Origin of the sequence: Rhodococcus sp. IEGM 1241 (assembly GCF_033142365.1) — a bacterium.
In the GTDB taxonomy this organism is placed as follows: Bacteria; Actinomycetota; Actinomycetes; order Mycobacteriales; family Mycobacteriaceae; genus Rhodococcus_F; species Rhodococcus_F erythropolis.
Window position 1 is genome coordinate 800,166 of sequence record NZ_JAWLSE010000001.1, and the last position, 13,449, is coordinate 813,614.

A 13,449-nucleotide genomic window follows, 5' to 3' on the forward strand; every position below is an offset into this window, starting at 1 on the left:
GGGCGGACGTGGTTTGCTCCGGTGATGGTGGCAGCCGCAATTATGTTGTCGGCGTGCGGTGGTGGAGCCAAAGACTTCATCGCGGACAACTATTCCAAGACGTCCCAGGATGGCGACGTCGTGTTGTACTCGTCGAAAGATCCAGTGGGCACGACCGTCTCACGGATTGTCGACGCGGACGAACCAGCGGCGCGAAGTGCTGACGGCGGCAACGAATACCTGCGCTACGACGATGACATCGTCACTGTCAGTTCGGCTTCGGGCGGTGGCAGCACCATCAAGGTAGAGGACATCGACGGCACGTATCGCAGCGGCGGATACGCGTACCTGGGACCGGGCTTCAACCCGGGATCCCCGGCGGGTGGAAGTAGTGGCAGCGGCGGCTCGGGTAGTGCCAAATGACGGTAGTGCTCAATGAGAAGGAGAACGGCGTGACGAACATCTTTGCATCCACTTCCGTCGAGATCGGAACGGTGGATCCGGCATTGCTCGTCGGGGGCGTTCTCGGCACTCTCGCCTACTTCGTCGTCGGCGTAGCGGTTCTGGCGACGGGATTCCTGGTCCTCGACCTCATGACACCCGGAAATCTCCGCCACCAGGTTTACGTCGACAAGAACCCGAACGCTGCGATTCTGTTGGCTTCCAACCATCTTGCGCTGGCGATCATCGTGGTGACGGCAATCCTGACCAGTTCGGACGGCTTTGCCCAGGGACTCGCCGACTCCGCGGTGTACGGACTGTTCGCGATCGTGTTGCAAGCGATCGCGCTGCGTTTGATGAACGCATTCCTTCCCGGCAAGTTGGTTGCACTGGTGCAGGATCCGAAGATGTGCGGCGCCGCGTGGGCGGTGGGTGTGAGCTTGTTGTCCATCGGTTTGGTGAACGCCGCAGCGCTCACCTGATGGTTGCCGCTGATCGCGATGTGAAAGTTGCCGAGCGTTCGACGATGCTCGGCTCACGCGCACGCGTGCTTCTCCTTGCGGCTGTTGCCGCGTGCGCGGCGTGCGGTCTGATCTACGAGCTGGCCCTGTTGACGCTCAGCGTGAGTCTGACCGGCGGCGGCATCACCCAGACGTCGTTGATCGTCGCGGGATTTGTTGCGGCGCTGGGTATCGGAGCGCTGGCCGCCAAACCGCTGTTGGGGCATGCGGCCATCTCGTTTGTGACCGTCGAAATCCTGCTCGGGCTGATCGGCGGATTCAGTGCCGTCACGCTGTACGTGACCTTCACGTTCTTCGGTTCCAGCGCAGCAGTTCTGGTGGCTGCGACCGCGCTGATCGGTATCCTCGTGGGTGCCGAAGTGCCTCTGCTGATGACGCTGTTGCAGTCCGGTCGCAGCGACAACGACGCACAGAGCACCGGAAAGGTATTGGCCAACCTCAATGCAGCCGACTATCTCGGCGCGCTGATCGGCGGCCTCCTGTGGCCGTTCGTATTGTTGCCGTGGGCGGGCATGATTCGCGGTGCCGCACTCACCGGCATGATCAATCTCGTGGCTGCGGCAGTTGTCGCGCTGATACTTCTTCGGTGGCAGCTCAGCCTGCGTGCACGATTGATCGCCGTCGTCGCAATGCTGTTGGCGGCGAGCTTGATCGGGTGGCTGCTGATCGCGGCCTCGGACATCGAGACCACGTCGAGGCAGCGGCTCTACACCGATCCCGTGGTGGCCGCCGAGCGATCGGTGTACCAGGAAATCGTCGTCACCGAGCGGGGAAACGACGTGCGACTGTTCCTCGACGGAGACCTGCAGTTCTCCAGTGTCGACGAGCATCGGTATACCGAGTCGCTGGTGTATCCGGCCCTGGTCAACGACCCACGGCGCGTGCTGATTCTGGGCGGAGGTGACGGCCTCGCTGCACGAGAAGTGCTGCGAATGAACAGCGTCGAGCAGATAGTTCAGGTGGAACTCGACCCGGCAGTCATCGAGTTGGCCAACACGCGTCTTCGTGATCTGAACGCGGGAGCACTCGAGGATCCACGGGTGGACGTCGTACTCGACGACGCGTTTCGGTGGTTGCGCGAGCGTCCGGATCCAGGCTTCGATGCGGTCATCGTCGACCTCCCGGATCCTGACACCCCCGCACTTGGCCGCTTGTATTCGATGGAGTTCTACGGACTTGCCGCTGCCGCGATGAATCCGGGCGGGCTGATGGTCGTCCAGTCCGGCAGTCCGTACTCGACGCCGGATGCGTACTGGAGAACGGTGTCGACGGTATCGGCTGTCGGACTGAGCGTCTCGCCCTACCACGTTTTCGTGCCGAGCTTCGGTGACTGGGGATACGTGCTCGCGCAAAGAGGTTCCACGCCGCCCGAGCTTCGTCTGCCCGCTGATGTGCCGAACCTGCGGTTCCTCGACGAGCCCACCCTGGCGTCGGCCTCGGTGTTTCCTCGCGATCGCCCGAGGCGGGAAATGGAGCCCTCGACACTCGACCGACCGCGCATCGTCGACGATATGCGCAAGGGCTATGAACGCTGAACTCCCGACCGAGTAGCTTGAATCGAGACTCTCGGCCACGACGGAGGTACGGATGACTGTTCGGATCGAGGAGCACGCACCGGGAGTCCGGTTGCTCACGATGGATCGCCAGGAGAGGCGCAACGCGCTCGACCCCAAGACTTACCGCGAACTGACGAACGCGATCCGGGAGTCTGACGACGATGACGCAGTGCGGGTTTCGGTGCTGACGGGCGCCGGTGGTGTCTTCACCAGCGGCAACGACATCGGAAGTTTCCAGGACACTGCCGGGAGAGACGGCGGCGAGGCCAAAGACCTGCTGATCGCACTCGTCACCGCACGCAAACCGATTGTCGCAGCGGTCGAGGGGTTTGCAGTCGGAATCGGCACCACGATGTTGTTGCACTGCGACTTGGCATTCGCGGGGCGAGGTACACGATTCCGATTGCCGTTCGTTCCGCTCGGGCTCTCGCCCGAGGGCGGATCGAGTTACCTGTTGCCGCAGATCGCGGGGCTCAAGCGGGCAACGGAACTACTGATGCTCGGAGAAATGTTCGGGGCGGAGGAGGCTGCCGAAGTCGGCCTGATCAATCGCGTCGTGGAGGCCGAGACCGCGCTCGACGTGGCATTGGAGCGCGCGGTGCGCATTGCAGACTCCCCGGCTGAATCGGTGACGCTGACGAAGATGCTCCTCCGCCGCCCACATCTCGATGCCCTGCTGGAAACCATCGACGTGGAGTCGGATCATTTCGCGAGACGGCGGCGATCCGACGAAGCGCAAGAAGCCTTCGCAGCTTTCATGAAGAAGAGGTGACCGAAATGAATGGTGCACAATCGCTTATCCAGAGCTTGGTCGACTCGGGTGTCGAGGTGTGCTTCGGCAATCCCGGAACGTCCGAGATGCATTTTGTTGCCGCACTCGATTCCGTTCCCCAGATGCGTGCGGTACTCGGCTTGTTCGAGGGCGCCGTCACCGGTGCCGCGGACGGGTACGCGCGTATCGCCGGAAAGCCTGCCGCGACGCTGCTTCATCTCGGCCCCGGAATGGCGAACGGACTGGCGAACCTTCACAACGCGCGCCGCGCCCACACCCCCATCGTGAACATCGTCGGGGACCACGCGACCTACCACCACGGTTTCGACGCTCCACTCGAATCGAATATCGACGCGCTGACCGAGTGGCTGGAGGGATGGAGTCGACGTTCCGACTCCACCGCGACCGTCGGTAGCGATGCGGCCGACGCCGTTGCCGCCTCCATGGATCCGCCCGGACGCATTGCCACACTTGTCCTCCCCGCCGACGTCTCGTGGAGCGAAGGTGGACTTCTTGCGGGTCCTCGAGACATACCGGGGCGGGCGGAAGTAACTGCAGCACAGATCGACTCGGTGGTAGGCGCGCTCAATGCCGAGGGGCGCGCCACGCTACTGCTGGGCGGCGCAGCGTGTTCCGAAGCCGGACTGCGCGCCGCTTCCCGAATTGCAGTCGCGACCGGTGCACAGATTCTGGTCGAGACCTTTCCGGCCAGGCTTCAACGCGGTGCGGGACTACCGTCATTCGAGCGCTTGGGATACTTCGCCGAGCACGCCACCGAACAACTTCGCGGAACAACTCAGCTGGTCCTGGCCGGCGCGGTTTCGCCGGTCTCGTTCTTTGCGTATCCCGGAAAACCGAGCGATCTGGTCCCGGACGGCGCCGCGGTGACAACGCTGGCGAATGTCAGCGACGATGTTGTCGGCGCGTTGGAAGCAGTGGCGGAACTCGTGGCACCCGGAGCGGAACCCGTTCTGCAGGAGGCAAATCGGCCGTCGCTGCCGAGCGGGCCTCTCGACGTGCGAAATTGGGCCGACGTGATCGGGGCCCTGCTGCCGGACGACGCCATCATCTCCGACGAGGCGGCCACTTCCGGTTGGGCGATCCCGATTGCCCTTGCCGGAGCGCCGCGCCACGACGTGCTCACGCTCACCGGAGGTGCCATCGGCCAGGGCATCCCGGTGGCGACGGGCGCCGCTGTGGCAGCGCCGGAGCGGCCGGTGATCAATCTCGAAGCCGACGGAAGCGCGATGTACACCATCACGGCGTTGTGGACGCAGGCGCGAGAACAGTTGAACGTCACGACGATTCTGCTCAACAATCGCGCATACGCCATCCTGCGTGGCGAACTGCAACGAGTCGGCGCAGAAGGTGGCGGCGTCGTCGCACAGTCGATGTTGGATCTGTCGTCTCCGAACATGGACTACGTCAAGATCTCCGAGGGGTTGGGAGTGCCCGCGTCGCGGGCGAACACAGCGGAGGAGTTGGCCGAACAGTTTGCCGCAGCGCTGGCGGAACCCGGCCCGCATCTCATCGAGGTCATGCTGCCTCCGCCGTCGTGATTTCGACCTCGAATCGATCGTCGATTTTGCATTCAACTGGAGGTTTTTGTGCTAGCTGCGATCGGTCTGTCTCTTCCGATTGCCCTCGGCCTGCTTTTCGTCTCGATGCCCATGGCGGTGATCGTGCTCGTCATGATCACCGCTGGAGCACATCGAGGGGCGGCATCTTTTCTACTCGGGTGGGTCCTCGGAATCTCGGCAGTCGTTGCGGTGACGATCGTGATCGCGGACTATTCGTTTGCGGAGTCGGAGTCGTCGCAGACTTCGGTGTGGTCGAGCGTCGTACGAATCGTGTTGGGGCTCGTTCTGTTCGGATTGGCGTACAAGCAGTGGCGAGCGCGTCCGAGGGACGGAAGTGATCCGACAGTTCCGAAGTGGATGAAGAGCATCGACGGCTTGACTCCGCGGAAGGCGTTCGGGTTGGCGTTCTTGTCCGCGGCGGTCAATCCCAAAAATGCAGCGCTGGCAGTATCCGGTGCGGCCACTATCGCGGTTGCCACGAATGTTGTTGCCCAACAGATTGTTGCCGCGGTGATCTTCACGGTCATCGCGAGCGTCGGCATCGCGTCGCCGATCCTGGTCAAGGTGTTCTCCGGCAAGCGAGCCGACGAGATCCTCGCATCAGCGAAGTCATGGATGACCGCGAACAACGCAGTGATGATGGCGGTCATCCTGGCGATCCTCGGCGCGACCGTGCTGGGCGAGGGGCTCAGTGGACTGCAATAAGTCGCCTACCATTGGCGGGTGACTGATTTCGACGACGAAACCGCTGGTTCCGACGCTGCTGGTTCCATTGCCTCCGCTGCTTTGGCTGTTCTGCGCGAGCAAGGCCCGCTGAGTCTCGAAGAGTGGGCGACCCATCTCGAGGAGTACGGAACTGCGACCGAGTTGGCCGACGTGCTCGAGTATCTGTCCGAACCGATGCTCGGGTACCTGCCCAACGGAAAGTACGTCGCCCTCGACACGGTCCTCGAAGGGCTCGTGTTCAGTCACCGGCTAAGTGAGCTCGAGATTGCGTCCGACATCCTCGACGCGAGCCCCGACCTGGAGCCGATCTTGGCATTCGGCGACGGCGACGGCGAAGACGGCGCGATCCGGGTGGCCCTGGCGGAAGAAGCAGCCCTGGAACGTGGCGCTGCTCCCTTCCGGAGTCGACGAGTTGTGGTTCTTCCAGCCGGAACCCTCGGCGAGTGCGCCGACGGTGATCTCATCGGCCTGGCAGTCGAAGACGGAAGACTTGCGTTTCGTCTGGTCGAGATCGAGGACGAACCCGATCTTGCTCCGGCGCTCGGCGAACTCTTCGAGGAGGACGGAGTCGAGGCCCTGGATTCGGTGTGCTGGCAACTCCTGCTCGAGGATCCGTCTCTCTTCACGGTTCCTGTTGCGCCGCTGGGTGAGATCTTCGAGGCGGCAGGTTACGAGCACGAGCGTGAACTACTGGCTCGGCGGGGATTCGACTTCGATGCCTACGACCTGCAGATTCGGACAGCTTTGGTCGCCAGTACCTACGACCTGACCCACGACGAGGCCGTCGCTGCTGTTGCATTTGTCGATCTGGCGGACCGCGGATACACCGATGCCGTCATCGCCGACTTCGACATCGTGGACTGGGCTCGCCGTCACGTCAGCGCCGCCCCGGACTTCTTTGTCTCACTGGCAGATCCGGGTGCTGCAGTGGCCGTGTTCGATCTCGGATTTCGGAATCAGGACCCGGTGACCGACGCAATCCTCGAAGCGCTTGCGTCCGAACTGGCCGAGCGAGGGCCACGGTCGGTCAGGGCGGCGGCTCATTGGCTCGCCGGTAAGGCCGTCGATCGGCTGGGGCGCGTCCTCGAAGCGGAGGCGCACTACGAGAAAGCGCTCCTTGCCGAATCCGGTTGGGGTCCGGCCTTGTTCGAGCTGGCTCAGTTCGCGTCGGACCGCGGCGACGCGACCCGGGCACTGTCACTGCTCGGGCGGATCGACGGCGGAAGTGAAGAGAATCTCTACGCCGTACTGCAGGACTTCGTCCCAGCCGATCACCCGGAGCTCGGGCGAAACGACAAGTGTTGGTGCGGTTCCGGCCGCAAGTACAAGGTCTGCCACCTCGGAAAGGCCGATGAATCGGTCAAGGCAGATGGTCGCTGGTTGTACAAGAAGGCGTGCCTGTTTGCGTTTGCCTCCGAATTCGTCGACGTCGTGACCGGGCTCGACGATCTCGAAAACGCGAATCTCTCCGAGAACGAACTGATCGCCGCCACGATCTTCGACGGCTCGGCACTGGACGTGGCTCTGTTCGAGGGTGGGATCTTTGCCGACTTCCTGGCCAGACGCAGCGAACTACTTCCCGAGGCGGAAGTAGTGACAGCCGCACAGTGGCTCGGGGTCCGGAGGTCGGTGTACGAGGTGATCGAAACTTCCGACACCGGCGTCGTGCTGCTCGATCGTGTGTCCGAGGAAACCGTCACCGTTGGTCACCCGGTCGAAGGAAAGCCCGGCGACCTGATCAGTGCCAGGCTCCTGACGGCCCCCACTGGCGCGCTTGCGGTGGGTGTAGTCGTCATGTCCTCGGAATCGCAGGCTGCGAGGGTACTCGAGGTTCTCGCTTCCGAGGAACTCGACGCCGAAGAACTGGTCCGCGAGTCGCGTGGAGGCGCCGATCACTCGACCGATGACCGGTGACGATGTATCGAGTCGACCCCGTTAAAGTTGGATAGGTGAACGAACCGATGGATGCCAATGACTTGATCGCCGAAGCCGCGATGGAGTTGTTGCGTGAGCACGGCCCGCAGACAGCGGCGGACTGGGGCACCCTGTTGGCCGATGCCGGCCACGGTACAGCCGACGACATGGCCGAATTCGTCGAGTACGTCGAGGACCCACTGCTCGGCTACTTGAGTGAGGAGCGGTACGCCGCACTCGACACGTTGTTCGAGCATCGAGTGCTGACCCATCGGCTCACCGAAGCCGAAATAAAGTCCGGCGTTCTCGACGCGAACCCTGATCTGATGATGCTGCGGGTGTTCCTCGATCGTGACGACGACGAGATTCATGGCATCAGCGTCGTGCACCGCGGGATCGACGACGACCTGTTGGCTGATCGTGGGATCGAAGATCCGGAGTTCCCGCACGACGAGGGTTTTCTCCTCGACACCGATACTCTCGCCGAATGTTCTGCGGGCGATTTGATCGGACTGTTCGTCGCTGACCGTGAGCTGACGCTCTGCACCATCCCCGAGGTACTGGATCCCGCACCCGGATTCGGCGAGAGTCTGGGGACGGTCCTCGCAGACACCGGTGCTGACACCCTCGATGCCATTGTCTGGCAATTGATGCTCGACGAGCCGTCGCTGTTCCGTCAGCCCACCGCACCGCTGGGCGAAATGCTCGAGGCGGCAGGTTACGTCCGCGACGGTGATTACGTTGCGGTCGACGGATTCGATTTCGAGGCATACCACCTGGCGAACCGAGCCCGCATGCTCGAGGTTCGGGAGAACCTGCACCCGGAAGAAGCCGCCTCGGTGATTGCCTTCGTCGATGTGGTCATGGCCGCGAAAGCCGAAGCCGTCGAGGATGTCTCGGACTGGGCGCGCAAGCAGATCAAGGAGGATCCGCAGACCTTCGCCGGCATCGCCGAGCCGCCCGCGGCTGCGGCAGCGTTGGAGCTGTTGTCCGAACTCGACGATCATGATTCCGTATTGCATTCTGTTGCAACTGCTCTCGCCGAGAAAGGGTCGCGTCGTGTCAAGCCGGCAGCGCATTGGCTGGCAGGCAAGGCTTCGGATCGTCTCGGCAAGATCCTTGTCGCTGAGGCGTCGTACGAAACGGCGCACGATCTCGATCCCGACTGGACTCCCGCGATCTTCGATCTGGCACTACTGGCGGCCGATCGCAGCGACGTGACCCGCGCGCTGGCACTTCTCGGCCGGATCGAGGGTGGCGAGTCCGAGGTTCTGCACGAGGTTCTTCAGCGCTATGCCCCGGCCGAGCACCCCGAACTCGGCCGAAATGACAAGTGCTGGTGCGGTTCCGGTCGCAAGTTCAAGGTCTGCCATCTGGGCAAGTCCGAGGTGACGTTCGATGATCGGGCCAACTGGCTCTACGTCAAGGCTCAGTTGTTCTCGCGCACACCGGAGTACTTCGACGCCGTGTTCGATCTTGCGCTCATCCGTGCCGAGCAGTTCAACAGCGAAGAAGCACTGACGTTGGCCCTCGAAGGCGGATTGGCCGTCGACGCTGCCTTGTTCGATGCGGGTATTTTCGCGGCATTTGTCGAGCGGCGCGGAGAACTGTTGCCTGCCGACGAACGCGAACTGGCCGATCAGTGGTTGTCGATTCCGCGCTCGGTGTACAAGGTCGCCTCGACGGAACCGGGACAGTTGGTGACCCTCAGCGACGTCCGCAACGGGCATCTGGTGAAGGTCACGGACGAGTGGGGCTCAGTCAATCTCGAGCCGGGCACGCTCGTCTGTGCACGCGTTCTCCCCGCCGGCTCCACGATGCGCACCTTCGGTGGCATCGAACCGCTTGCAGCAGAGGACAAGAAGGAACTGATCCAACTGATCGAGTCGGTGGATACCGAACCGGGTCAGCTGGTGGAGTTCCTCAGCCGCGGCCTTGCCGGTGCGCCTTTCCGGTAGCGTGCACTACCAAAAAGGCGCACGGGGCCGGAGGCCTCAGGGCGTGACCTGAGCCAACATCATCTGCTCGAAACCCTCACCGTACGGCGGGAGCATTCCCCATTCACCGCGCGGGTCATGCTGCGCTGCTTCGAATACCGTTCGGGCGTGACTGAACTCGAGGAAACCCTCGCGGCCGTGGTAGTGCCCGATACCCGAAGCTCCGACGCCGCCGAAGGGTGCGTCGCTCAGGCCCGGGTGTGACATCGCGTCGTTGATGGTGACGCCGCCCGAGACGGTGCGTTCGAGTACGGATTCCTTCTCGTCCAGGTCGGTTCCGAAGTAATACAGCGCCAACGGTTTCGGCCGTGAGTTGATGTCGGCGACGACGCTGTCGAGTTGGTCGTACGGCAGGATCACGACGGCCGGTCCGAAGATCTCCTCCTTCATGATCTGCGCGTCGGTCGGAGGGTCGACCACGATTCGCAGTGGGCGGCGACGAGTGTCTGCGGAGAGTTCTTCGTCGGGAACGGTGATGATTCGTGCCCCACGCTCTTCCGCGTCCGCGATGTACCCCTCGATGCGTGCGAGGTGACGATCGCTGACTATCGAGACCATGTCTTTGTTGTCGGCGATCGTGGGGAACAGTCCGGTGAACTGATCGGTGAACGCGTCGATGAACGCTTCTGTGTTCTCGCGCGGGACGTAGATCAGGTCGGGAGAGACGCAGAGTTGGCCGGCATTGGTCGACTTCGCGATGGCCAAACGTGATGCAGCAGAGCTGATATCGGCACTGCGGCTCAAGACGCTCGGTGACTTGCCGCCGAGTTCGAGGGTGACCGGCACCAGGTTCTTCGCAGCATTGGCCATGACCAGCTTTCCGACGGTTGTGCTGCCGGTGAAGACGAGGTGGTCGAAAGGCAGCGACGTCAGCAGATCAGCGACCTCCGGTCCACCTGTCACCACCGCGACCTCCACGGGGTCGAGCGTTCGACGCGCCGCCTCGGCCAGGACGGCCGCAGTGTTCGGCACGATCTCCGATGGTTTGAGAACGGCGCGATTTCCCGCTCCGAGGGCGCAGGCGAGCGGGCTCAGGAGGGTGAAAAGGGGAGCATTCCAGGTTCCGATGATGCCGATCGAACCCTTCGGCTGGTACGACACGTACGCCGTGGCACCCAGCTGATCCTGCATCGCCCCGGTGGCTCTCGGTGAGCGAATCATCCACTCTTCGAGCGAATCACGAACGTGCTTGAGTGAAACCATGGATCCCAGAACGTCATTCATCACCGAGTAGGCCGGGATTCGGCCGCCGAAGTCTTCGTTGATCGCTTCGGTCAGATCCTTGTGGTTTGCCACCAGAAGATCGACGACGCGTTGGATGCGCTCGCGTCGTGTCTGCGCGGACGGAAGACCAGCGGCGCGAGTTGCTTCCTGCTGGGCCCGCAGAATCTCTTCGAGATCGGTGGTGACGGCGGCATCGGTGCTCATGGGCACTCCTCGTAGTGGCGAAGTATTGACCGGACCGTATCGACGCGGCGCGAACAGATGCCCCTTTCGTCTCGTTGACCGGGACGGATTCGATTGGTAGAGAGAACACATGTCGCAGACACAGGTAGAAAACACTGCAGTGAAGATTTCCGTCGAGGAGTCGGTGGGACTCGGATTCCTGACGCTCGATCGGCCGGCGCGGCGCAATCCGCTCTCGGCGGAGACCATGCGCGAGGTGACGGCTGCCCTTCTCGAATTGTCTGCAGACGAGCGCGTGCGGGTCGTGATCGTGCGCGCCGAAGGCCCGGTGTTCTCCGCCGGCCACGATCTGACGGAGATGATCGGGAGAACCCTCGAAGACGAGCGGGCGATCTTCGACGGCTGTACCGAGATGATGGAGACCGTACAGCGGATTCCGCAGCCGGTGATTGCCGCAGTACAGGGCCCGGCTATCGCGGCGGGCTGCCAACTGGCCGCGTCGTGTGATCTGGTTGTTGCTGCGTCGAACGCTGTCTTCGGTACTCCCGGCGTCAAGATCGGACTGTTCTGCTCGACGCCCATGGTGGCCCTGAGCAGGGCAGTAGGTCGCAAGCGCTCGATGCAGATGTTGCTCACCGGGCAGACGATCGACGCCGACACCGCTGCGGACTGGGGTCTGGTGAACTTCGTCGTCGCGCCCGAAGACCTGGACCGAGAGGTGCGCGAACTGGCCGGCAAGATCACGACGGCCAGCCCCCTGACGGTGAAGATCGGTAAGCAAGCGTTTTATCACCAGATCGATCTGCCGCAAGCCCAGGCGTACGAGGCGATGGCAAAAACGATGGCAACCAATGCCGTGACCTGCGACGCTCAAGAAGGTATGCAAGCTTTTGTGGACAAGCGAAAGCCTGAATGGCGCAATAAGTAACGATCGCTCTTCCGGATTAGTTGGACGTCCTATAACCTGAGCGAATGAGCCTGGATCCACGCACCAACACCGTCGACGGAGTGCTTCGGCGCTCGGCAGCCAAGTACCCCGACCGCGTAGCCGTCGTCTTCGAAGATCGCACTCGCACCTACCGCGAACTCGACGACGCGGTGACGCGGGTCGCGGCCCACTTGCTCGGTCTGGGCCTCGAACACGGCGACCGCGTCGCGGCATACGGAACCAACTCCGACGCCTATGCAATCGGATTCCTTGCCTGTGCGCGAGCAGGTTTGGTGCATGTTCCGGTCAATTACGCACTCAAGGGGGAGGAACTCCGGTACCTCGTGGCGCAGTCAGGCGCCCGCGCGGTGTTGGTGGATCCGGCATTGGCGTCGACGCTCGACTCGGTTCGCTCCGACCTCGATCTCGACCACGTGATCGCACTGCGGGACGCGGAACTGTCGGTGGTCACGATCGGCGAGGCCGGCGAGGTGCCTGTTTTCGAACCGCGTGCGACGTCGACGGATCTGGCGCAACTGCTGTACACCTCGGGCACAACCTCGAAGCCCAAGGGCGCCATGATGTCTCATAGCGCACTGGTTCACGAGTACGTGTCCTCGGTGATCGCGCTCGGGCTCGACAAGAACGACAACCCGCTGATCTGCATGCCGATGTACCACTCCGCGGGCATGCACGTCTTCATGCTGCCGTACCTGTCCGTCGGTGCGACGGTCAGTCTGATGCAGGCGCCGGACATCCCGGAGATCCTGCGCCGCGTCGAAGCAGAAAAGATCGGATCGCTGTTCCTGGCCCCGACCGTGTGGGTACCGTTGGCCAACCATCCGGACCTCGAGACCCGCGATCTGTCCTCGCTCAAGAAGGCGCAGTACGGCGCCTCGATCATGCCGGTCACGGTGCTCAATCGTCTGCGTGAGCGTTACCCGGACATCGGCTTCTACAACTGCTTCGGCCAGTCCGAAATCGGTCCGCTGGCAACAGTTCTCCAGCCCGGCGAGCATGCTGATCGTCCGTCTTCTTGCGGGCGAGCGGTGTTCTTCGTCGAAACCCGTGTCGTCGACGCCGACGGAAACGACGTTGCCGACGGTGAGTCCGGTGAGGTTCTCTACCGCTCACCGCAGCTGTGCAACGGCTACTGGGAAAATCCGGAAGCCACCGCCGACGCCTTCCGCGACGGCTGGTTCCATTCGGGCGATCTTGTCGTGCGGGACGAAGAAGGGTTCATCACGGTCGTCGACCGAATCAAGGACGTCATCAACACCGGCGGCATCTTGGTGGCGTCGCGCGAGGTCGAAGATGCGGTCTACACACACCCGGCTGTGGCAGAAGTTGCCGTGATCGGTACGCCCGACGAGAAGTGGATCGAGGCCGTCACCGCGATCGTCGTGCTCAAGGACGGCAACGACGAGTTGACGCCTGAGGCGTTGATTGCCCACGTCAAGGAGCGAATTGCCCCGTTCAAGGTCCCCAAGCACGTGCGTTTCGTGGCCGAACTCCCGCGAAATCAGAGCGGAAAGCTGCTCAAGCGGGAACTGCGCACCGTCTGACACCTGCTATAGGTTCTGCCTTACCTTCGGTTCGTTTTCAGGTCTTTGACTCCGATTGCCTCA

General features: G+C 62.7%; 11 protein-coding genes. 10 read left to right on the top strand and 1 reads right to left on the bottom strand.

The window, feature by feature from the left end; translation table 11 throughout:
• Positions 1-24 precede the first annotated feature (24 nt).
• The 8 genes from R4P70_RS03880 to R4P70_RS03915 are packed head-to-tail and all read left to right on the top strand — an operon-like array spanning position 25 to position 9,447.
• Positions 25-402 (top strand): DUF4247 domain-containing protein, encoded by a 378-nt coding sequence (locus tag R4P70_RS03880; protein ID WP_044480673.1) that lies wholly within the window; start codon positions 25-27, stop codon positions 400-402.
• Positions 399-902 (top strand): DUF350 domain-containing protein, encoded by a 504-nt coding sequence (locus R4P70_RS03885; RefSeq protein ID WP_019745424.1) that lies wholly within the window; start codon positions 399-401, stop codon positions 900-902. Before R4P70_RS03880 ends, R4P70_RS03885 begins: the two co-directional genes overlap by 4 nt.
• Positions 902-2,476, top strand: a complete 1,575-nt coding sequence (locus tag R4P70_RS03890; RefSeq protein ID WP_019745423.1) for a polyamine aminopropyltransferase — start codon at positions 902-904, stop codon at positions 2,474-2,476. Before R4P70_RS03885 ends, R4P70_RS03890 begins: the two co-directional genes overlap by 1 nt.
• Before the next feature lie 52 nt (positions 2,477-2,528).
• The gene (locus tag R4P70_RS03895; RefSeq protein ID WP_113682601.1) at positions 2,529-3,269 is read left to right on the top strand and encodes an enoyl-CoA hydratase/isomerase family protein; all 741 of its coding nucleotides are present in this window, start codon (positions 2,529-2,531) and stop codon (positions 3,267-3,269) included.
• Positions 3,266-4,828 carry an acetolactate synthase large subunit gene (locus R4P70_RS03900; RefSeq protein ID WP_317830422.1) on the top strand — a complete coding sequence of 521 codons (1,563 nt, stop codon included), beginning with the start codon at positions 3,266-3,268 and terminating at the stop codon, positions 4,826-4,828. The genes R4P70_RS03895 and R4P70_RS03900 overlap by 4 nt, the downstream gene beginning before the upstream one ends.
• 48 nt (positions 4,829-4,876) lie before the next feature.
• Positions 4,877-5,554, top strand: a complete 678-nt coding sequence (locus R4P70_RS03905; RefSeq protein WP_042952994.1) for a GAP family protein — start codon at positions 4,877-4,879, stop codon at positions 5,552-5,554.
• An 18-nt stretch (positions 5,555-5,572) separates the two neighbouring features.
• Entirely contained in the window at positions 5,573-7,489 is a 1,917-nt protein-coding gene (locus R4P70_RS03910; RefSeq protein WP_317830424.1) for an SEC-C domain-containing protein, read from the top strand.
• A 35-nt stretch (positions 7,490-7,524) separates the two neighbouring features.
• Complete coding sequence (locus R4P70_RS03915; protein ID WP_317830425.1) at positions 7,525-9,447, top strand: SEC-C domain-containing protein; 1,923 nt, start codon at positions 7,525-7,527, stop codon at positions 9,445-9,447.
• Between the two features lie 36 nt (positions 9,448-9,483).
• Here the strand turns inward: R4P70_RS03915 and R4P70_RS03920 are convergent, their stop codons facing one another.
• Positions 9,484-10,914: a coniferyl aldehyde dehydrogenase gene (locus R4P70_RS03920; protein ID WP_019745418.1), complete on the bottom strand. Its 1,431-nt coding sequence runs from the start codon at positions 10,912-10,914 to the stop codon at positions 9,484-9,486.
• Positions 10,915-11,023: 109 nt separating this feature from the next.
• On the opposite strand from R4P70_RS03920, the gene R4P70_RS03925 reads away from it, so the two are divergent.
• On the top strand, positions 11,024-11,821 hold the full coding sequence (locus R4P70_RS03925) for an enoyl-CoA hydratase (protein WP_020909231.1): 798 nt from the start codon (positions 11,024-11,026) through the stop codon (positions 11,819-11,821).
• Between the two features lie 44 nt (positions 11,822-11,865).
• Positions 11,866-13,386, top strand: a complete 1,521-nt coding sequence (locus tag R4P70_RS03930; protein WP_069145555.1) for an acyl-CoA synthetase — start codon at positions 11,866-11,868, stop codon at positions 13,384-13,386.
• Positions 13,387-13,449 lie beyond the last annotated feature (63 nt).

What these genes read in the sequence shown, in the direction of transcription:
- R4P70_RS03880 (WP_044480673.1), top strand. Translation starts at nt 25, where the DNA reads ATGGTGGCAGCCGCAATTATGTTGTCGGCGTGCGGTGGTGGAGCCAAA.
- R4P70_RS03885 (WP_019745424.1), top strand. Translation starts at nt 399, where the DNA reads ATGACGGTAGTGCTCAATGAGAAGGAGAACGGCGTGACGAACATCTTT.
- R4P70_RS03890 (WP_019745423.1), top strand. Translation starts at nt 902, where the DNA reads ATGGTTGCCGCTGATCGCGATGTGAAAGTTGCCGAGCGTTCGACGATG.
- R4P70_RS03895 (WP_113682601.1), top strand. Translation starts at nt 2,529, where the DNA reads ATGACTGTTCGGATCGAGGAGCACGCACCGGGAGTCCGGTTGCTCACG.
- R4P70_RS03920 (WP_019745418.1), bottom strand. Translation starts at nt 10,914, where the DNA reads ATGAGCACCGATGCCGCCGTCACCACCGATCTCGAAGAGATTCTGCGG.
- R4P70_RS03925 (WP_020909231.1), top strand. Translation starts at nt 11,024, where the DNA reads ATGTCGCAGACACAGGTAGAAAACACTGCAGTGAAGATTTCCGTCGAG.
- R4P70_RS03930 (WP_069145555.1), top strand. Translation starts at nt 11,866, where the DNA reads ATGAGCCTGGATCCACGCACCAACACCGTCGACGGAGTGCTTCGGCGC.